This is a genomic window from Amycolatopsis pittospori, from assembly GCF_013870525.1.
GTDB classification, from domain to species: Bacteria; Actinomycetota; Actinomycetes; order Mycobacteriales; family Pseudonocardiaceae; genus Amycolatopsis; species Amycolatopsis pittospori.
This window is the reverse complement of record NZ_JACBXD010000063.1, coordinates 12,613-34,034: the sequence shown is the minus strand read 5'-3', so window position 1 is coordinate 34,034 and position 21,422 is coordinate 12,613. Positions and strand designations below refer to the sequence as shown.

The window sequence follows — 21,422 nt, the reverse complement described above, 5'->3', positions numbered from 1 at the left end:
TCAGCCCTCCCCGGCCAGGGAGGTGACGACGTGGTCCACCAGTTCGCCGACGGTCAGCGCGATGATCTCGTCCAGTTCGCGTTCCGCGATGAACTCGGCGAAGTTGACCTTGTCGCCGTAGTGGTCGCGCAGCTGCCCGGACAGCGCGACGAGGTCGATGCTCTCCAGTTCGAGGTCGTCGTGGAACTTGGTGTCCCGGTCGATCTCGGCGTCGTCCAGCCCGTATTCCTCGAGCAGTTCACGCAGCATCGCGGTGATGTCGGCCAAGACGGTGTCGGCCGATACGGTTTCAGTGGTCATCTTCGTTCTCCGTCCAAGCCACGACGTAGTCCTTCGCCGGTGTGCTGATCGTGGTGTGCCACACCGGATACCGGGTGCCGCCCACCGCCACGGTGAGCCGCCTGTCGTCCGCGCCGACGACGGTGAAAGCGCGCGGATCCCCGCGCAGGCCGGTCCGGAGCCGTTTCGCGACGGCCTCCTTCGCGGCCCAGAATCTGGTGAACCACAAGGCTTCCGGCTCACCGCGCAGCGGTAGCTCGGCATCGGAGAGCGCCGCGGAAACGGTGCCGCGAGGGCGCTCTTCGACGGCTTCGATGTCGATCCCGCATGGTCCGGGTCGGGCGATGGCGACGCCGAGCGCGTCCCGGTGGGCGATCGACACGGTGAGCTCGGGAAGCTGCCGGCCATAGGCTCCCGAAACGACGGGCGCGCCTGAGGAGTCGTTACCGATCCGGAGCTCGGCGGGGAAGACATCGCCTTCGCCGTCCGCCCAGAGCATGCGGCGGATCGCGTCCTTCGCCGCGATCCGGCCGAGCAGCCAGGCCCGTTTCCGACGCGGCGGCTGCCCGGCGTACAGCTCTCTTTCCTTACCCGCCAGCAGGTTCCGCATGATCAGGTCGCGGGTCGCCAGATCCGGCCACTGCTCGCGCACCAGCGCCCAGCCTTCGGGCCGCGCTTCGGACAACGTGGCGCGCTCGGGCCGCCGGTCCACCGCGCGGATCACGGGATTGCTGTCGAACCGGCGATCGCGCCAGCCGTCGACCTCGGCCCAGACCCGGCCGCCGCGGATCAGCTGGACGTCCGCTTCGAGTTCGGCGTCGGTCACCGAAACGACACGGATGACGCAGTCGAGCCACTCCCCAGGTACGGGATGCTCACCGTAGAACCGGATCCGCCGCATCCCGACCGGGAACACGGTGGTGCGCTCGGGAAGCCGGGACATGATCCAGTACCCGAGCAGCTGCCCGGCGTTGTCCAGCAACGCTCCCGGCGCCTCGGGCGTCCGCAGCACCCCGCGGACATGCCGCTCCCCCACCGCGACCAGTTCCGAGACACCCTGGAACTTGGGCCCGTGGAACATCCAGCGTTCGGTGTAGAGCTGTTCCGCGCGCAGGTCCGGAGTTTCCTCGGCGTCGACGGGAAACGTCCATGGCGTGGGCGGCTCGGGCGGGAAACCGTCGGCCAGTTCGATGACGGCCTGGGAGTACTCGCCGAGGGACGTGCTGACCCGCGAAGGCCCTTGGGGCACCACGGACACCGGCACGTCCAACGCCGGCGTCGCGGCGATCCACTGATTCAGCCGGACGTCTTCCAGCGCGACGGCACGCCGTCCCAGCGCCGCCTGCTCGGCGAAGTCCATCAGGTGCCCGATCACCGTCGTGGCGGGCACGACCGGCCACGCGTCGGCGGGCTCGGCGCCCTGCGGCTGCCGGAAGAAGCAGTGGTCGAGCAGGTACGGCATCGTCTCGACGGAAACACGGAGTTCGGTGCGCAACGGCCGGATCCGGGGCGCCGGCCTGGCTGCGAACAGCTCCGCCGCCAGGCCGGCGGTGTCGGCCAGCAGCCCGGAGAACTCGGCCGCCAGCGGGTTCCGCTCCCCGATGCGGTCCAAAGTGGACGTCTTGGCCGCGGCGGGCCGGAAGCCGCGTCGTGTGGTCTCGTCGAGCGACACCAGCGCACCGCCGAGGTCGAGCCGGATGGCCCGGCCACGTTTGCCGCCGCCTTGGCCCGGCAGGAGATCGACCGCCGGGTCGGCGCCCTCGGCCCACAAGGCCGTGGCGACCCGCAGCAGTTGCGCGAGCCCCGGCCGGTGCGTGGAATGCGCCGCGACGACGAGGTGGTCGCGGTTGTGCAGGGTGTTTCCGATCAGCGAGCCGAGCTGCCCGGCACCCGCCTGCACGAACGCGCGGAACCCGGCCGCGTACATGGTGTCGATGAGCCCTCGGAATCGCACGGGCTCCAGCAGATGCCGGACGAACAGGTCCCGCACCTCACCGGGCTCGGCCGGGTAGGGCCGTCCGGTGGTCGCCGACCAGACCGGGAGTTTCGCCGGATGCAGGGAGTAGCGCTCGGCGGCCTCGCGGATCGGGCCGAGATACGGTGCGAGCATCGGCGTGTGGAACCCGGACCGGAACGGCAGGACCTGGGAGATCACGCCTTCACCGCGGAATCCGCGCACGAAGTGGTCGACGGCTTCCGCGGGGCCGCAGATCATCGACTGGTTGGGCGCGTTGTCGTGCGACAAGACCACTTCGGACTGTCCTTTGAGGACGTCGATGACTGCGGGCGCGGCCGCGCCGATCACCGCGAAGGCCAGTCCCGGCACCTTGAGCGCGTCGGGATCGAAGCCCGCGAGGAACGCGTCGACCTCGTCGTCGGCGTGAATGCCCGCGACGGCCATGGCGGTCCACTCCCCCAGGCTGTGCCCGGCGAGCGCGTCCGGGATCACCCGGAGCTTGCGCAACGCGGTGTCGAGCAGCCTGCCGAGCTGGAAGACACCGGTCCCGTGCCTGCCGACGTCCCCGATCGTGACGTCCGGCGATTCCCACCGGAGCCCGAAATGCCGCGCGATGTCGTCGGAATGGGCCTCGAACTCGTTCTCCAGTCCGGGGAAGACGAAGGCGAGCTTGCCGCCGCCGGGTCCGAGCAGCGGTTCCGGGACGAACCAGAGATCGTTGCGGCCGCGCCAGGGTCTGCCCTTCGCGACCACTTTCCGGGCCAGGTTGAGGCGTTTGGGTGTCGGTTCGACCAGCCCCAGCCGGATCCGGCCGCGGCCGGCCTCCCCGGCGCTCAGGAGGTCGTCCCTGTCGAGCAGGCAGCCCATCTCGGCGATGGTCGGCGCGGAGAGCCGCAGGACGCGTTCGGGCTCGCGGACCTCGACGGCGGGACGCGTGGCGGCCTGTTCCAGCACGACGTGCGCGTTGATCCCGCCGAAGCCGAACGCGTTGACCCCGGCCCGCCGCACCGGCCGCCGATCGTCGGTCTCCCACACCTTCGCGGCGTCGAGTGTCTCGAACCGGGTCCGGTCCAGCGCCGGATGCGGTTCCTCGCAGTGCAATGTCGGCGGCAGAACCCCGTGGTAGACGGCCAAAGCGGCCTTGACCAGCCCGGCGACGCCCGCCGCGGGCATGGTGTGCCCGATCATCGACTTGACCGAGCCCAGCACCGCCGTCGGCACGTCCGCCGCACCGAAGACCTCCGCGATCGTCGCGAGTTCGGCGGCGTCGCCCGCCGGCGTCGCGGTCCCGTGCGCTTCGAGCAGCCCGATGGTCGCCGGATCGATCCCGGCCGCGGTCCAGGCCTGCCGCACCGCGCGGACCTGCCCGGCGGAGTCCGGATTGGACAGTCCGGCGGTCCGGCCGTCACTGGCCACCCCGGTCCCGGTGACGACGGCGTAGACCCGGTCGCCGTCGCGTTCGGCGTCCGCGAGCCGCTTCAGCACGACGACGCCGGTGCCCTCGCCGATCAGCACCCCGTCCGCGTCCTTGTGGAACGGCCGGATCCGCTGACTGCGCGACAACGCGCCGAGCTGCGAGAACACACTCCAGAACGTGACGTCGTGGCAGTGGTGCACGCCGCCGGCCAGGACGACGTCGCACCGTCCGGACGCCAGTTCGCGCACCGCGTGGTCGACGGCTACGAGTGAGGAGGCACAGGCGGCGTCCACCGTGTACGCCGGGCCGCGCAGGTCGAGCCGGTTCGCCAGCCGGGACGCGGCGAGGTTGGGCACGAGCCCGATCGCGGCCTCCGGCGCCTCGGGGCCGAGCCGGTCGGTGAACGCTTGCCGGAGTTCTTCGAGCCGCTCGCCGCCGAGTTCGGGCATCAGCTCGCCGAGGGTGCGGACCACCTGGGCGGCCGTGCGGACGCGCTGGTCGAGCCGCACCAGGCCCGGCGTGAGGTAGCCACCGCGGCCGAGGATGACACCGGCCCGCTGCCGGTCGGCGGGCAGCCGGTGTTCGCCGCCCGCGTCGGCGATGGCCTGCGCGGCCACCCGCAGGGCGATCAGCTGATCGGGTTCGGTGCCCGGGACGGACGACGGCATCACGCCGAAACCGGTGACGTCCACCTCGGCCAGTTCACCGACGAAACCGCCACGACGGCAATAGATCCGGTCCGCCCGCGCGGGCGCGTCCGGCGCGTAGAACCCAGGATCCCAGCGATCCGCCGGAACCTCGGTGATCGAATCGGCGCCGTCGACGATGTTGCGCCAGTAGGTGTCGAGGTCGGGCGCTCCCGGGAACAGCACCGACATCCCGACGATCGCGATCGGGGGCGTTTCGGCCACCGCTCACCACCCCGACGCGGTGTAGGTGACGGCCGTCAGGCCCTCGTCGCCCCACGCCAGTTCGCGCAGCAGGCTCAACGTGCCTTCCTCGGGGTCGATCAGCTCGATCCCGCGCCGGGCGTAGTCCCGCATGAGTTCCGGGGTGACCATCCCGTTGTTGACCCCGGTCGGCGCCCACGGTCCCCAGTGGACGGTGAGCCCGCGACGTCCGTACACGGTGGACCAGCGGTGCCCGAGTGTCTCCAGCGCGTCGTTCGCGGCCGCGTAGTCGGACTGCCCGCGGTTGCCCAGTGTCGCGGCGATACTGCCGAACAGGACGGCGAACTTCGGCGCTTCCGGCAGTTCTCCCGCCGCCGCGAGCAACGTGCTCGCCCCTTCCACCTTGGTGCCGAAGACGCGGTTGAACGACGCGGGGTCCTTCTCCGCGATCAGCTTGTCCTCGATGACGCCCGCCGCGTAGACGATGCCGTCGATCCGGCCGTGTTCGGCGTGGATCTCCTTGACGGCGCGGTGCACGGCCTCCGCGTCGAGCATGTCCACCGAGTGGTAGCGCACCGGGCTGCCGAGTGCGGTGATCCGGCTCAGCGTGCCGCGCACCTCCCGTTCGGCCTCGATGATCCGGATGGTCCGTTCGATCTCGGCGGGTTTCGTCAGCTCGTTCGCGATCAGGGCCGCGCGCAGTTCCGCCGTCGTGGACGCCGCGGCGATCGCCGGCTCCTCCCTGTCGATCGGGACGGCGGTGCGGCCGAACAACTCGATGCGGCACCGGGACGCCGAGGCCAGCGTGGTCGCCAGCCTGGCGGCGATGCCCTTGGCCCCGCCGACCAGCAGCACCACGGAATCACGGTCCAGGCCGAGTGCTTCGGCCTCGGCGGCGCCATTGCCCGCCGGGCCGGCGCCCGTGCTGCCGAGCAGGCCCAATCCTTCCTCGGTCATCCGCACTCCACGTCGCGTGCCACCCCGGCTGACGACGACCGGTTCCCCATCCCCGGCGGACAGTTCGGCGAGCAGGGTCTCCACCTGCTCGTCCACAGTGGACTCGGGATGCTGCTCGACCACGCGGGCGACCGTGTCCGGGTACTCGCGGGTCACCGTCCGGAAGAACCCTCGGGCACCGTCGACGGGACCGTTCGCGATGAGCCAGCGCGGCCCACCGGCCAGCACGGCCTGGTACAGCGGGAAATCGTCGGGGAACGACGGCGACAGATGGAACACGCCGTCCGCCCCGTGCTCCGGGACACCTTGGACGAGTTCGGTTGCGGCGCCGAACCCGGCGAGCCGGGCGGCGAGCATTTCCGCCACCTGGCCTTCGCCGATGACGGCGAACCGGAGCCCGGCGAGGTCCTCGTCGGCGGGGGTGGCGTCGGCGAGGTCGAATTCCCGCATCAGGTACCGCTTCGGCGCCACCACGATGGCGTCCGTGTCATCGACGGGCTGGGTCACTTCGGCACTGCCGCCGGTGATCAGGTCCGCGAGAGCGGCGGCGGTCCTGGCCTTGGCGAGGGCCTCGGGGTCGCCGCCGGTCAAGCCCAGCCGCGTCGCGAGTTCCCCGGCGATCTCGGCACGTTTGATCGAATCGACGCTCAGATCCGCTTCCAGATCCAGATCCGGCTCGATCATGTCGGCCGGGTAGCCGGTGCGCTCCCCGATGACCGCCACGATCATCGCGAGGACGTCGGGTGTCTCCGGGACGGGCTCACCGCCGAGCAGGCCGGCCAGTTCCGCCGCCGTCCGTGCCTTGGCCAGCACCTCGGGATCGCCCTCGGTCAAGCCCAGCCGGGTCGCCAGTTCCCCGGCGATCTCGGCACGTTTGATCGAATCGACGCTCAGATCCGCTTCCAGATCCAGATCCGGCTCGATCATGTCGGCCGGGTAGCCGGTGCGCTCCCCGATGACCTCGACGACGACGTCGAACACCGACCGCTCGACAGACACGGAGACGGCATCCTCGAGGCGGACCGGCTCGACGCGGACCGGCTCGGGGACCGCGGGAAGGACCACGGGAGCGGCCGGGCGGACGCCGGGGTCCGTGCCGAAGTAGCCGAGCAGCACGTCCCGTTGCGCGGCGATCATCTCGCGGCTGGTGCGGAGGAACTCCGACACGAGTGCCTCGCCGTCGGGGCCTGGCCGGGATGTCACGATCGCCTCCGGGGAGATTCGCTGAGCTGGATGCAGGGCCGCGTCGGGGATCCGGCCGTCGCGGGTGCGGACGAGGTGGCCGTCGACGGTCCAGCCTGCCTTCTTCGGCGGCCGCGCGGACAGCGCGTCCTCGCAGGCACGACCGGTGAACAGCCAGCCGGTGCGGACGTCGGCACCCGCGACGGCCAGTCGCGCCAAGGCGGCGAGGAAGCCGGGAACACCGTCGCGGCGGCCGCCTTCGAAGGTGACCGTCCGATGTGGACGGCCGTCGAGGATGACGTCGACGAGCCGGGTGAGCACGGATCCGGGTCCCGTTTCGACGAAGGTCCGCGCACCTGCCTCGTACATGGCTTCGATCTGGTCGGCGAACCGCACCGGGGCGCCGATCTGCGCGGCCAGTTCGGCGCGGATCGCCGCCGGGCCGGACGGGTAGGTCGTCGCGGTCCGGTTGGCCCACACCGGGATCTCCGGTTCGCTGACCGGGACGACGTCGAGCACGCGGGCGAAGTCCGCCTCCGCAGAGGCGACCAGCGGGCTGTGGAAGGCGCAGGCGACCGGGATGGTCTTCGCGCCGAGACCACCGGCGCGGAGCCGTTCCACCGCGGTGCCGACGGCGGCGGTCGGACCGGAGATCACCGTCTGCTTCGGCGAGTTCCGGTTGGCGGTGACGATGGTGTCGGCCAGGCCCTCGGCGGCGAGCGCGTCGGCCACTTCGGTGGCACTCGCGGCGATGGCCGCCATCGTCCCCGGGTCGCCGGTACCGGTCGCGCCGAGGATCGCCGCCGCCCGCGCCTGGCTGCACTCGATCAGTGCCGCCGAACTCAGTGCTCCCGCGGCGGTCAGCGCGATCAACTCGCCGTAGCTGTGGCCCGCGACCATCGACGGCCGCACGCCGGCCTTCCCCAGCAGGTGGTGCGCGGCGAGGCCCACGATCCCGAGCGCGGGTTGCGCGGCCCGGGTGTCGGTGAGCCGCGCGAGCTGGGCCTTGCGTTCGGCCTCGTCGAACGCGGTGGGCGGGAACAGGACGTCGACGACGTCACCGCCTCGGGCCAGATACCGTCCGAGTTCGGGGAACGCGACGAACAGGTCCGCGAACATCCCGGGCCGCTGGCTCCCCTGCCCGGGGAAGAGGAACGCGACGTCGCCGGCCGGTTCGCCGTCGGCGCCGAAGATCCCCGCCTTCTCGTCGCGTTCACCGGCGATCGCCCGCCGGAGCGACACGGCGAGTTCATCCACAGTGGACGCGAGGATGGCGAACCTCGTCCGCCCGCCCCGGCTTTCCGCACGCCGTGACGCCGCCAGCGCCAGATCACGCAGCCGCCATCCCTCGCCGGTGGCGGCCAGGAGGTCCTGCGCCGCTTTGATCGCGGCCGCGTCGTCCTTGCCTGCGAACAGGAAAAGTTCCGCGGGCCATTCGTCGAGGGTCTTCGCGGGCGGGACGCCGCCGTCGTACGCGGTGAGCACGACGTGGAAGTTGGTACCACCGAAACCGAACGCGCTCACCCCGGCGACGCGCTCCCGTGCGGCCCACGGCCTGGCCTCGGCGTGGAACGCGAACGGACTGCTCGCCGGATCCCACGCGGGGTTCGGCTTCGCCAGGTGCAGCGTCGGAGGTTTGACGCCGGTGTGCAGTGCCAGGGTCGCCTTGATCAGCCCGGCCAGTCCGGCGGCGCATTTGGTGTGCCCGATCTGGGATTTCACCGAACCGAGCGCGCAGCCGCCGGGTTCCGCGCCCGCTTCGGTGAACACCTGGGTGAGCGTGCCGAGTTCGGTCCGGTCGCCGACGACGGTCCCGGTGCCGTGCGCCTCGACGAGCCCGACCTGCGCCGGGGAGATCCCAGCATTGCGATAAGCCCTGGTCAGCGCGTTGTGCTGGCCCTCCGGCCGCGGCGCGGTGAGCCCGAGCGCGCGCCCGTCGCTGGCGCTGCCGACACCCTTGATGACCGCGTAGACCCGGTCACCGTCGCGTTCGGCGTCCGCGAGCCGCTTCAAGGCCACGCACGCGACGCCCTCGCCCAGCGCGATCCCGTCCGCGTCGCTGTCGAAGGTCGCCGAGCGGCCGGACGGCGAAAGCGCGTGGACCGAGGAGAAGAGCAGGTAGTCGTTGATGCCGTTGTGCAGATCGGCGCCCCCGCACAGGACGAGGTCGCTGGTGCCGGCGGTGAGTTCTTTGCAGGCGACGTCGACGGCGGTCAGCGAGGACGCGCACGCCGCGTCGACGGTGTAGTTCGCGCCGCCGAGGTCGAGCCGGTTCGCGACCCGCCCGGCGATGACGTTGGCGAGCACGCCGGGGAACGAGTCCTCGGTCAGGCGCGGCAACTGGCCGTCGAGGTCGGCCGGGAGTTCACCGAGGTACGACGGGAGCACGGTCCGCAGGGTCATCGCGTTGGACAGGTCGCTGCCCGCCTCCGCGCCGAACACCACCGACGTCCTCGACCGGTCGAAGGCACGCTCGGCGTACCCGGCGTCGGCGAGCGCGCGCCGCGAGACCTCCAGCGCAAGCAACTGGACGGGCTCGATGCTCGCGAGCGACGCGGGCGGGATGCCGTAGTCGAGCGGGTCGAACGGGATCTCGGGCAGGAAGCCGCCCCAGCGCGACGGCGTCTTCTCCCCGTCACCGTCGGGCGCGTAGTAGAGCGAGGGGTCCCAGCGCTGCGCCGGGACCTCGGTGACCGAGTCCACTCCGGACAGCACGTTCGACCAGAACGACGGCAGGTCACCGGCCTGCGGGAAGAGACAGGCCATGCCGACGATGGCGATGTCGAGTGGTTCCGGCGCGGCCTCTTCTTCGCGCGGGTCCAGAAGCTCGGCTGCCCTGGCTTCGAGGAAGGAGACCGCTCCCGGGCCGACGGACTCGTGCAGCCGGGCGATCGTCGTGACCTCGGACCGGAGGACGGCGACGTCGCCCGCCATGAACATGCCCTCGGCCAGTTGCCGGTCTTCCTCGACTTCTCGTAGTACGTCCCCGGCTCGTTCGATCCCCTTGCTGGCCAGCCGAAGCCGCCCGACGTTGAGCCTCTCCAGCCGTTCCCAGGCCTCGCGATCCGGGATGTCCTGGGCTTTGAGATCGCGTTTGAGCTCCGCGTACTCGGTCGTGAACGCCGAACGCACACACCGCGTCGCGTGTCCCGGCGCCGTCTCCAGGAGATCGGTACGCGTGGCTTCGACGATCTGGCGCTGGAACAACGGCAGGACGGCGCCCGCACGGACGGCCTCCTCTGTGAACAGGTACGCGGTTCCCATCAGGAGCCCGACCGTGGCGCCGCGCCGGGTCAGCGGTGCGGCCGCCGCGGTGACCATCGCGGCCGAGCGCTCGTCGTGCACACCGCCGGCGAAGAACACCTCGATGTCGGCACCGTATTCGAGGAGTACCCCGATCTGCGCCTCCCACAAGGGAAAACTGGTCCTCGGGCCGACGTGCCCGCCGCATTCGGAACCTTCGAAGACGAACTTGCGCGCCCCCGCTTCGAGGAACTGCCGCAACAGTCCCGGCGACGGGACGTGCAGGAACGTCGAGATGCCGACGTCCTCCAGTGCTTTCGCCTGCGCCGGCCGGCCACCGGCGATGATCGCGTGACTCGGCCGGATCTCCCGGATCACGTCGAGTTGCGCGGTGCGGACCTCCTCGGCCGCGAAGCCGAGCACGCCGACACCCCAGGGCGCGTCGCCCAGTGCGGCCTTGGTCTTTTCGAGCATCTCGCGGGTCTGCGCCGGGCCGGACAGCGCGAGTGCCAGGAACGGCAACGCTCCCCCGGCGGCGACGGCTCCGGCGAATTCCGGCTGGTCGCTGACCCTGGTCATGGGTCCCTGCGCGAGCGGCAACGCGGTGCCGTCGGACCCGAGTCCTTCGGCGATCGACGCGTGGACGCCGCGGATCGCCGCCGGGAGCGTTCCCCAGGTGTCACGGAAACGCTGGGGCAGAAACGCGTCCTGCCCCGCTTCCACCACGCCGCCCTGACGACGGACGGCACGGATCCCGCCGTCCACAGTGGTCTCGGAGCCGTCGAGCCCTTCCAACGCCAACGTGACGTCCGACGGGAGTTCCGCCTCGGGGAGCAGCGCGAACACGGTGTCGAGGACGACCCCCGCCGCACCGCCCGCGATCGCGGCGGCCGCCGTGTGCTCGCCTATTCCGCCGTACGCCCAGACCGGGACGGTGATCCCCGGGTCGGCCAGCACCTGCTGCAGGAAGACGAACGTACTGAGCTCGCCGACCCGGCCACCCGCCTCGTGCCCTCGCAGGATGAGGCCGTCCGCCCCGGCCGCCACGGCTTCGGCGGCCTCGTCCCGGTCGGTGACCTCCGCGAGCACCCGCCGATCACCGAAGTCCACAGTGGACACAGAGGTGCCCACCGCGAGGAGAACCGTGTGCGCCGCCGCGGGAAGCTCGACGGCTCCCGCGACGCGGACGCCGAATCCCGTCCCGAGCCAGTCCCCTGCCAGGTCCAGTTCTTCGCGCGCGGCACGATTCCCGCTGGTCAGGTCGAGCACGCCGAGTGCTCCGGCACGCGCCGCCGCCGCGGCGAACCGCGCGGAAGGCACACCGAAAGGGTGCACCGCGATGAGCAGATCCGCCGTACCGGTCAACATTGAGGCATCGGCGCCACGAATCGACTTACCCACGGGAAGCCTCCGAGCACACGGAAGAGTGACGTAGTTACCGGGCGTACTTAAACGCAGGCGACGCTTCACGTCAATACTCGGCAGTAGGGTTTCCGGTCACAGGAACCGGATGGCGGTACGCCGACCTGCCGGAAAGCGGTGTTCGACGCGGAAAATTAGCGTTCCGGATACACGGACGACATGGAGGACGCCCGGATTTCCCGCAGTAGCAGGGAAGAACAGTCAACGACCAGGTGTCCCAACATCCGATACGCCATCCGGCGTGTTACCCGGAGTTCACCATTCCGCTTTCGCCGGACCCCGGAAATAGTGGTCCGCCGCCATTCCGGGGGAATTGACGGCAATTCGCCCTATCGTCGGTATCGCGCCGACGGGCCTTTCGGTATCACGCGCGATTAACGGGCCGTTCACGGAGAAACATGAAGGGACTCTCCGGGATTTCGCATTCCGCGTCAAGTCCGCCGGGAACGGACGGCCAGTGCCAGCAACGCCGCGGCCGGACCGGCGAGCCGCCGCCCGGCGGGCCACACCGCACGCAGTTCCCGGCCGAAGTCGACGCCCTCGACGGCGACCGGTACGAGCCTGCGGTCGGCGACATCGCGGGCGACGTCCAGCTCGCTGATCACCGCCGGGCCGGCGCCCGCGATCACGGCATTACGGACCGCGGAGGCCGAACCCAGTTCCAGCAACGGTTTCGCCGGCCCCGCACCGGCCCTGCGCAGCGCTGTGTCGACGGTTTCCCTGGTGCCGGAACCGGGTTCGCGGACCACCAGCGGTGTGATCGCCAATTCGGCCGCGGTGAGCGGACGGCGCCGGCGCGCCCACGGGTGACTTCCGGCCACGACGAGGACGAGGTGATCGGTGGCGACCCGCTTCGACGACAGACCGGGCAGCGCGCCGGGCGACTCGACGAACCCGAGGTCGACCTTGCCCTCCCTGGCCAATTCGGCGGCCTGATCGGAATTCGTCACCTCCAGTCCGAGATACAGCCCGGGATTCCCACGTTTGAGCTCGCCGATCCAGCCGGGGACCAGGTGCTCGGCCAGCGTCATACTCGCCGCGACCCGGAGTTGCGCCTCGTGCTGGGTGCGCAGGGCTTCGGCGCCGTCGAGCAGTCCGTCGAGTTCGGACAGCACGCGATGCGCCCAGCCCGCGATGACGCGGCCGTCGGGGGTGAGCACGGATCCCCGCCGCGTGCGGTCGACCAGCACCAGCCCCAGCCGTCGCTCGACTGTGGACAGACGTTTGCTCGCCGATGGCTGCGCGATCCCGAGCCTGGCCGCGGCCTGTCCGATACTGCCGAGTTCGTCGACGAGCACCAGCAGGCGCAGCGAGTCCAGGTCGGGTGCGGTCATAGCCCAAGTCTATGACCTACCCCTCGCTTTCCCGGCTACCGAGGCCACCCCGGCCGGGCGAAGCTCGAACCATGAGCACCACGCACGCGAGACGGACCCACCCCTACCTCACCGCCCTGGCCGTCACCGGGGCGGGCGTGGCCGCCGCGTACCTGGTCAGCACCGCGATCCCGGTCCTCAGCGCGCTCACCATCGCGGTCGTACTCGGCATCCTCGCCGGTTCCCTGCTCTCGCTGTCGGACGAGACGCGCAAGGCGATCTCCGGTGTCACGAAGAAGCTCCTTCGTGCCGGAGTCGTGTTGCTGGGGCTACAGCTCTCACTCCCGGCGGTGCTCGCCCTCGGCCCCGGCACCCTGCTCGCCGTCGTGCTCACGGTGGGCATCACGTTCCTCGGCACGATCGGCCTCGGCAGGTTGCTCGGCGTGCCCCGCGGTCTCGCGATGCTGGTCGCGACCGGATTCTCGATCTGCGGCGCGTCGGCCATCGCCGCCATGGAGGGTGTCGTCAAGCGGAAGGACTCCGACGTCGCGACCGCGGTCGCGCTGGTCACCCTCTACGGCGGGCTCGCCATCGCGGCCGTCCCGCTGTTCGGCGGCCTGCTCGGCCTGGACGCGGTCCGGATCGGTGAATGGGCCGGGCTCAGCGTGCACGAGGTCGCGCAGGTCGTCGCGGCGGCCACCCCGGCCGGTGGTGCCGCCGTCGCGGTCGCCATCGTGATCAAGCTCAGCCGCGTGGTCCTGCTGGCCCCGATGGTCGCCGCGGTCGGCGTGCACGAACGCCACCGTCCCACCGAAGGAAAGCGCCCGCCGCTGGTCCCGCTGTTCGTCCTCGGTTTCCTCGCGATGGCCGCCGTGCGCAGCATCGGGATCGTGCCGGGGTTCGCCCTCGACCTCGCCAAGGTCACCTGCACGCTGCTGCTGGCCGGGGCGCTGTTCGGACTCGGCTGCGCGGTGCGGATCGGCACGCTGGTCCGCACCGGCGGACGCGCCCTGCTGCTCGGCCTGCTGTCCACGCTGCTGGTCGGGACGACCGCGCTGGTCACGCTGGCCGTGCTCGGCTGAGGACACCCGCCGCGAGCAGCGCGACCACTCCGCCCACGATCATCACGGCCGGGACGGAGACCGAGTCGACGACGAGCCCGCCGAGCAGCGCGCCCGCCGAGAGCGTCGCCTGGAACGACGACGTGAACAGCACCGACGCCGCTTCGGGCGCGTGCGGCGCCGCCTTCGCGAACCACGTTCCCGAGCAGACCGGGACGGCTCCGTAGGCGAAGCCCCAGACGACGAGCAGCACGAGCGCGCCGGCGTCCGTAGTGCCGAGAAACGGCAACGCCAAGGTCGCGACACCGATCAATCCGGCCGCGGTGAGGAAGGTCCGGCGGAGGTCGCGCGCGATCGCCGCCCCCGCGACGAAGTTGCCCGCGATCCCGGCGGTGCCGTAGACCAGCAGGAACACCGTGATCAGCTCCGGGCTCACCTGCGTCACCTGGCGCAGCAGCGGCGTGACGTAGGTGTAGGTCCCGAAATGGGCGAGCACGACGAGCACCGTGACGAGCAGTCCGAGCCGGGTCGCCCGTCCGCGCGTCATCTCGCGCAGGACGTCGAGCCGGGTCGCCCGCGCCGACGGCAGCGGCGGCAGGGAGAGGGCCAGCGCGGCGAGCACGCCGAGGGTGAACACGCCCATCACCGCGAACGCCGCCCGCCAGCCGAACAGTTCGCCGACGAACGTCCCCGCCGGCACGCCGAGAACGGAACCGAGCGGCACGGCCGAAAAGATCACCGCGGTCGCGGTCCCGGCGCGTTCGGGACCGACCAGCCGGGTGGCGATCCCGGAACCGATCGCCCAGAACGCGCCGATCACCAGTCCGACCAGGACACGCGAGAGCAGCACCGCCCAGTACGCCTGCGCCGTCGCCGCGACGAGGTCGGCGAGTGCCAGCACCACCATCAGCGCGCACAACAGGCCACGCCGGTCGAGGCGGCCGGCGGCGACGGTGACGGCCGGTGCGGCGAGCGCGGCGAGGAAACCGGGCAGGGTCATGGTCAGGCCCGCCGTCCCCGGCGAGATCCGGAAGTCCTCACCGATCGGGGTCAGGAGGCCGATCGGGAGGATTTCGGTGGTGACGAGGGAGAAGATCCCCAGTGTCACCGCGAGGACGGCGAGCCATCCCTTCAGCGGAGTCCGGGCGGTGGTGTCGAGGGTCGAGGCGGTCATGTGCCCCAGCCCATCACCGCGCGGGCACCGCGGTCTGGCGGAATCGCGACGTGGATGTGAGCGCCGTAGGGGTTATCGGACCGAAAGGGAAACCTGTCCGGTCGCGAGAGGGCCGTGGTCTCGTCAGCCCGATGGACCGGAATCGGCGGTCTCCCGTGACCAGCCGGACGTCACGCGTGATTGAACGGACGGCACGCGTGAGCCAATGGACGTCACGTGTGCCGTCCGTCTGATCACGTGTGGCGTCCGGCTAATCACGTGTGCCGTCCGGCTAATCACGTGTGCCGTCCGTCTGATCACGTGTGGCGTCCGTCTGATCACGTGTGCCGTCACCTTTGCCTTGCCTCTCAAGAGCTCCGGGACCGCTGGGTCACCACGATGCAGCCGACCACGATCAGCGCCGTCACCGGCGCGGCCGCGGGCAGGTGTTCGCCCAGGAACAGCACCGCCCAGATCAGGGTCAGCAGCGGCTGGGCCAGTTGCAGCTGACTCGCCCGCGCGACACCGATCTCGGCCATTCCCCGGTACCAGACGAAGAACCCGCCGAACTGCGAGATGAGCGCGACGTACAGGAGGCCGACGATCGCCTCGCCGCCGATATGCGGGGGCGGCTCGGTCACGAGCCCGAAGACGCCGAACACGGCGGTGACCGGTAACGCGAGGACCAGCGCCCAGGCGATCACCTGCCATCCGGGCATCTCCCTGGCCAGTCTGCCGCCCTCGGCATAGCCGAACGCGCACAGCACGAGCGCGCCGAACAGGAACAGGTCCGCCGTGGACAGTCCACCGCCGCTCTGGCTCACGGTGAACACCACCACCGCGACGGCGCCCACGCCGGCGGCGAGCCAGAAGCGGCGGGACGGCCGATGCCCGGTCAGCCTCGACGAGACGATGGCGGTGGCCAGCGGCAGCAAGCCGATCACCACCGCGGAATGCGCCGTCGACGACGTCTGCAGCGCGAGCGTGGTCAGGATCGGGAACGCGAGGACACAACCGAGGGCGACCATGGCCAGGCCGCGCCACTGCTCACGCTTCGGCAACGGGACCCGGAAAGCCCGAAGACAGGCGGCGGCGACCAGCGCGGCGAGGACGCTGCGCGCGCCTGTGGCGGTCCACGGGCCGAAGCCCTTGAGCGCCCAGACGGTGGCGGGGAACGTGAACGAGAAGGCGAGGACACCCAACGCCGCCAGCACGGTCCCGGAGCGGACCGCTACTGCCCGGTCCGCGATAGCGCTATCATCCAGTCTCATGTCCGATGGTAGCAGCGTCGCCAGCCTGGTCACACAGCTGCGTTCCGAGCTTGAGCGCTATCCGATAGAGGGAAAGCTCCCGTCGAGCCGGGAGCTTGTCCGGCAGCTGAAAGTGAGCCCGGTGACGGTGTCGCGCGCCATTTCCGCGCTGGCCGCCGAGGGCCTGGTGATCGCCCGCCCCGGCGCCGGCGTCTTCCGCGCACCGCCGCCGCGCTCGGTGGTGCCGACCGGTGATGTCTCGTGGCAGGAGGTCGCGCTCAGCTCGCAGACCGGGATCCGCGCGATCGACGCGACCGGGGTGCAGACCGCGCTCAGCGATCCGCCGTCGGGCGTCATCGACCTCAACGGCGGCTACACGCATCCCAGCCTGCAGCCGGAACGGGAACTCGCGGCGGCTTCGGCCCGAGCCGGACGCCGTCCCGGCGCCTGGACCCGCCCGCCGATCTGCGGTCTGCCCGAACTGCGCGCCTGGTTCGCCCGCGACATCGGCAGTCCGGTGAACGTCGAGAACGTCCTGGTCACCGCGGGCGGGCAGAGTGCCTTGACCACGGCGTTGCGCGCGCTCGGCGCCCCGGGTGCGCCGGTACTGGTGGAGTCCCCGACGTACCCGGGGATGCTGGCCATCGCCAGGGCGTCGGGGCTGCGGCCGGTGCCGGTGCCGATCGACCGTGACGGCGTCCGGCCCGAACTGCTCGCGGACGCCTTCCGCGACACCGGCGCCCGGTTGTTCGTCTGCCAGCCCGCGTTCCAGAACCCGACCGGCGCGGTCCTGTCCGCCGAACGCCGGGCCGAGGTCCTGCGGATCGCCCGTGACGCGGGCGCTTTCGTCGTCGAGGACGACTTCGCCCGGCTGATGGCGCATCCCGGCAGTCCCGCTCCCCCGGCACCACTGGTCGCGGACGACCCCGACGGCGTCGTGGTGCACATCCGCTCGCTGACGAAACCGGCATCGCCCAGCCTGCGGATCAGCGCGCTCGCCGCCCGCGGCCCGGCGCTCGAGCGGCTGCGCGGGCTCCACGCCGTCGAAAGCTTCTTCGTGCCCCGGCCTTTGCAGGAAACCGCTCTGGAACTGGTGAGCTCGCCCGCCTGGTCCCGTCATCTCCGGACGCTCGTCGCCGCGCTGCGTGAACGCCGCGACGTCGCCGTCTCCGCGCTGCGGGAGTTCCTGCCGTCCTGGAGCACCGTCCCGGTGCCGACCGGCGGCTATCACCTGTGGCAGCCGCTGCCCGGATTCGCCGACGAGGTGGCTTTGACCAGCGCTGCTTTCCGCGCCGGAGTAGCGGTCACTCCCGGCAGGCTCTACTTCGCCGCCGAGGCGCCCGGACCGTATCTGCGCCTGAGTTACGTCAGCACCGCGACCAGCGCGCAGGTCCGGGACGGCGTCCGGCGCCTTTCCCAGGCGTACCAGGAAATCCCCGGCTAACCCTGCCCGAGCGTCCGGCTGGTTCTGCTCGTACGATCGCGCACGGAGGCGAACGACAGGCATGACACAGCCGGCGGCGGAGCCGCACGACGGACCCGGCAGGCTCTGGGAACTGCTCGACGACGGCCAGCGCAAGGCGCTGCGCGCCGGAGCCGAACTGCGCCGGTACCCGGCCGGGACGGTGATCATCCGCGAGGGCGACCGGTCGGACTGGGTGCTGATCCTGATGACCGGGCGGGTCAAGATCACGTCGGTGTCCACCGGCGGTTACGACGCCGTGCTCGCGGTCCGCGATCCGGGCGACATCATCGGCGAGATGGCCTCGATGGACGGCAGCCTGCGCTCGGCCACCGCGGTCGCCGTCGAACCGGTCAGCGGGTTGTGGCTGTCCTCGCGGGCGTTCAACTCGGTGCTTCACCAGCACCCTGGGATCTCCGTGGTCCTGCTCCGGATCATCACCTCCCGCCTGCGCTACGCCAACTCGCGGCGCACCGAGTTCGGCGACAGCACCGCCGCCGAACGCATCGCCGCGATCCTGGTCGATCTCGCCGAGCGGTACGGCGTCCCCGTTCCCGACGGCACGTTGATCGCGTTGCGGATCAGCCAGCGCGATCTCGCGGGACTCGCGTCCGCGTCACGGGAAGCCGTCGCGCGGACCCTGCGGACCCTGCGCGCCGACGGACTGCTCAGCACCGGGCGCCAACGACTGGTCGTCCGGAGCCTGCGCGACCTCAGGCAGCTGGCACCCGACGACCACTGAGCCGCCACGGCAGGCCGAAATGCCGGTCGACGCGCGCGCCGGTGGCGGAGAACAGCTTCCGGACACGCGGCTCGTTCTCCGGGTCGAAGTCCGGCGTGCTCTCGATCAGCTCGCCGAGTTCCCGCGTGAGCCTGTCCGCGGCCGACCGCGGCACCGACAACACCCGCACCGGCGCGAGACTGCGCGTCGCGGGCGGCGGGGCGATCAGATCGACGCGGGCGCGGACGAGTCCGGTCAGCCTCGCGAGCCAGAGGAAGGCTCCCGCCGAAGTCCAGGCGACGAGTTCCACCAGCAGTGCCGGCGAGACGACCAGCGCGAGCCCTGCCGCGTGCGCACCGGCGATCGCCAGCATCAGCCAGTCCTCGAAGCCCAGGCGTTCTTCGGCGGCGGGCCGGCCGCGGTGCCGGGTGAACGACACTTCGCGGTACCGCTCGCTTTCGGTGACGATGGCGAACGGGCGGATCCGGCGAAGCCACGGCGCGAAGCGGCGCACGATCAGCCACTCGCCGCCGTCCGCGCCGGACACCCGCATCGCAGTCCCCCTCCTCGGTGACGGGATCTTGGCACAGATCGCCGGTCATCGTGCGGCACTTCGGGCGACCCGGCGCCGTAGCAGCGTGCGATGCCGCTCGGCCCGCGCGCCGAACCGGGTGAGCGCGTCGTGCACCTCCGGATCCCCCGGGTCGAACATGACACGGTCACGGAACAGGTCACGCAGTTCGGTGGTCAACGGGTCGGCGAGCTTGCCGTGCACCTTGAGGATCGTCAGCGAGACGAGGCCGTCCTTGTCCTTGTTCCAGCCGGCGACGTCGACCCGCTCCGGTGCCTTCCGGAACCATCGGATGGCCCACGCGACCGACCCCGCGACGCCCTGGCACAACATCTCCAGCACCATGACCGGCACCAGCGCGATCCCCAGTAGCAGATAGACCGGGAATTCGACGAGCGCCTGCAGGAGCACCAGCACCGCCAGCAGTCCGCCTGCCGCCTTGCTCATGGGCCCGTCCTCGGCGTCCTCGCGCCCATCTCGGTCCACGGGAAGGTCCTTGAGGTACAGCGTCCAGTCCGCGGTGATCTTGTAGCGCCGGTAGCCGCCGGTGAGCGCCGCGAACGGCTGGACCCACCGGCGCCACGGCGCGAAACGGCGATTGATCTCCCACTTGCGCCCCTCGGGATCGATCACCTTCATTCGGCCCTCCCCTTCCGATGCCGCGCCGTGGCCGGCTGAAGGAACTCTGGCAGGAACCAGGCTCGGGTTCTGCGTCACCTGACACACAACGCGAGACCGGGTTGTACATGGCTTGTACGACGGCTGTACGAGCCGGAAGGACTCTCGTCTCCGACTCACCCGGAGTCGAATCCAGAACGGAGTACTCCCGTGAAGATCTCCCGCGTCGCACAGGGCCTGTTCGCGGTCCTCGTCGCCACCGCGGCGGTCGGCGCCTCCCCGGCCACCTCCCTCGCCGCACCCGTCTCCACCGACCGGATCTCGGCCGCAGCCGTCGGAAACACGGTGGTGTACAAAGAGAAAACAGAAGGTTACGACTGCTTCAGAATCCCCGCCGTGGTCAAGGCGGGCAACGGTGAACTGCTCGCTTTCGCGGAAGGCCGCAAGGGTGGCGCCGGCTTTTGCAACGACCGCGGCGACATCGATCTCGTCGTGAAACGCTCGGCCGACAACGGGAAGAGCTGGAGCGCGTCGAAGGTCGTCATCGAAGGTTTCGGTGACACCAAAGGAAACCCGACACCGATCGTGATTCCGTCCACCGGGCGGATCGTGCTGCTGTCGGTGATGGAATGCGTCAAGAACCCGGACTGCAACCGGATTCCGCGCGTCTCGATCAGCGACGACCACGGAAAGACCTGGACCGCGCCGAAGGTGCTCACCACCCAGCTCGGGTTCGGTACCGCGCCGGAATGGCTCGCGACCGGCCCGTCGCACGGCATCGTACTGGCGCGCGGCGCGCATGCGGGCCGGATCGTCGCCGGGATGAGTTACACCACCGGCGGCAAGAACAGCGGCGCGCTGATCTACAGCGACGACCAGGGCGTCACGTGGAAACGCGGCGCCACCGACAGCCCGGCGGCGACGGTGAACCCGCAGGAGATCAGTGTCACCGAACTACTCGACGGCCGGGTCTACGCCGCGGCACGCAACCAGGCCAACGACGGCGACAAATGCCTCAGCGGCGGCGCGAAGAACCGTGTGTACGCCATCAGTTCCGACGGCGGGGCGAGCTTCTCGACGAAGTTCACCTTCGAGGAGGACTTGATCACGCCGGTCGTGCAGGCCTCGACCGCGCGGATGACCGCGACCGACAAGGCGGGCAAGTACAACCGGATCCTGTTCGCCGGACCCTCGGTCTGCGACCGCCGCAAGGAACTGGTCGTGCGCTCGTCGTTCGACGAAGGCGCGAACTGGCAGGGCAAGTCCGCCGGAACGCTGGTGTGGGGCGGCGACGCCGCGTACTCCGACATGGTCCAGCTGTCCTCGGGCTCGGTCGGCGTGCTGTACGAAGCGGGCCCGGCGGGCAACGCCAACGAGACCATCCGCTTCTCGACCGTCACCGAAGCGACGCTCGGCGCCCCGGCCTGCGGCAGCGGTTACGGCGTCATCGACTCGGCCCCACTCGGAACGGCGGGCACGGTTTACCTGTCCTACAACGCTTCCAACGGACAGAACTGTGTCAGCACGATGAAGAGCACCTCCGCCGGCACCGCGACTACGACTTCGGCCTACCTCGAGGTCAAGGGTTCGGCGCGGACCACCGACTCCGGCTCGTTCTCCTGGTTCGCGGGCCCCGTCCGCGCCACCGCGGCCGACAAATGCGTCCGGTGGGGTGGTTCCGCGGGCGGGACGGCGTACGACAGCCCGTTCGAACACTGCGGCTGAGTTCGGAGGTCGTGAATGGTGAGGACGGTTATTGAGAGGTCAGGCGAACGTGGCGTGTCTCGGGCCAGGCGGTGGCCTGCGCGGCGCACTCGCGTGCTCGAAGACGGATCTCGCGTGCCGGAAGACGGATCTCGCGTGCTCGGAGCCGTAAACCCCCAGTGCGGTGACCAAGCACGCGAGTCACGTCTCCAAGCACACGAG

12 protein-coding genes are annotated in these 21,422 nt (G+C 70.7%); 4 read left to right on the top strand and 8 right to left on the bottom strand.

All coding sequences use genetic code 11. The features are described from left to right. From H5J31_RS28545 to H5J31_RS28530, 4 genes are all read right to left on the bottom strand, one after another. Entirely contained in the window at positions 1 to 300 is a 300-nt protein-coding gene (locus H5J31_RS28545; protein WP_181775750.1) for an acyl carrier protein, read from the bottom strand. After that, positions 290 to 4,564 carry a beta-ketoacyl synthase N-terminal-like domain-containing protein gene (locus H5J31_RS28540; RefSeq protein WP_181775749.1) on the bottom strand — a complete coding sequence of 1,425 codons (4,275 nt, stop codon included), beginning with the start codon at positions 4,562 to 4,564 and terminating at the stop codon, positions 290 to 292. The genes H5J31_RS28545 and H5J31_RS28540 overlap by 11 nt, the downstream gene beginning before the upstream one ends. Before the next feature lie 3 nt (positions 4,565 to 4,567). Beyond that, positions 4,568 to 11,293: a type I polyketide synthase gene (locus tag H5J31_RS28535; RefSeq protein ID WP_181775748.1), complete on the bottom strand. Its 6,726-nt coding sequence runs from the start codon at positions 11,291 to 11,293 to the stop codon at positions 4,568 to 4,570. Between the two features lie 485 nt (positions 11,294 to 11,778). Further along, positions 11,779 to 12,681 carry a LysR family transcriptional regulator gene (locus tag H5J31_RS28530; protein WP_181775747.1) on the bottom strand — a complete coding sequence of 301 codons (903 nt, stop codon included), beginning with the start codon at positions 12,679 to 12,681 and terminating at the stop codon, positions 11,779 to 11,781. Positions 12,682 to 12,752: 71 nt separating this feature from the next. Between H5J31_RS28530 and H5J31_RS28525 the strand changes: the two genes are divergently transcribed. After that, positions 12,753 to 13,742: a YeiH family protein gene (locus H5J31_RS28525; protein WP_181775746.1), complete on the top strand. Its 990-nt coding sequence runs from the start codon at positions 12,753 to 12,755 to the stop codon at positions 13,740 to 13,742. Here H5J31_RS28525 and H5J31_RS28520 read toward each other — a convergent pair. Both H5J31_RS28520 and H5J31_RS28515 read right to left on the bottom strand, forming a co-directional pair. After that, positions 13,720 to 14,895: an MFS transporter gene (locus H5J31_RS28520; protein WP_181775745.1), complete on the bottom strand. Its 1,176-nt coding sequence runs from the start codon at positions 14,893 to 14,895 to the stop codon at positions 13,720 to 13,722. The two genes, H5J31_RS28525 and H5J31_RS28520, sit on opposite strands and share 23 nt — an antisense overlap. Before the next feature lie 347 nt (positions 14,896 to 15,242). Next, complete coding sequence (locus tag H5J31_RS28515; protein WP_181775744.1) at positions 15,243 to 16,145, bottom strand: DMT family transporter; 903 nt, start codon at positions 16,143 to 16,145, stop codon at positions 15,243 to 15,245. Here H5J31_RS28515 and H5J31_RS28510 point away from each other — a divergent pair. Both H5J31_RS28510 and H5J31_RS28505 read left to right on the top strand, forming a co-directional pair. After that, complete coding sequence (locus H5J31_RS28510) at positions 16,144 to 17,568, top strand: aminotransferase-like domain-containing protein (RefSeq protein WP_181775743.1); 1,425 nt, start codon at positions 16,144 to 16,146, stop codon at positions 17,566 to 17,568. The two genes, H5J31_RS28515 and H5J31_RS28510, sit on opposite strands and share 2 nt — an antisense overlap. Before the next feature lie 61 nt (positions 17,569 to 17,629). Beyond that, the gene (locus tag H5J31_RS28505) at positions 17,630 to 18,328 is read left to right on the top strand and encodes a Crp/Fnr family transcriptional regulator (protein WP_181775742.1); all 699 of its coding nucleotides are present in this window, start codon (positions 17,630 to 17,632) and stop codon (positions 18,326 to 18,328) included. On the opposite strand, the gene H5J31_RS28500 is transcribed toward H5J31_RS28505, so the two are convergent. After that, a complete protein-coding gene (locus H5J31_RS28500; RefSeq protein WP_181775741.1) occupies positions 18,300 to 18,860 on the bottom strand; it encodes a hypothetical protein in 561 nt (186 codons plus the stop codon). The genes H5J31_RS28505 and H5J31_RS28500 overlap by 29 nt on opposite strands. Positions 18,861 to 18,905: 45 nt before the next feature. Continuing rightward, positions 18,906 to 19,517, bottom strand: a complete 612-nt coding sequence (locus tag H5J31_RS28495; RefSeq protein WP_181775740.1) for a hypothetical protein — start codon at positions 19,515 to 19,517, stop codon at positions 18,906 to 18,908. Positions 19,518 to 19,706: 189 nt separating this feature from the next. Between H5J31_RS28495 and H5J31_RS28490 the strand changes: the two genes are divergently transcribed. Then, positions 19,707 to 21,221, top strand: a complete 1,515-nt coding sequence (locus H5J31_RS28490; RefSeq protein ID WP_181775739.1) for a sialidase family protein — start codon at positions 19,707 to 19,709, stop codon at positions 21,219 to 21,221. The last annotated feature ends 201 nt before the right edge of the window (positions 21,222 to 21,422 follow it).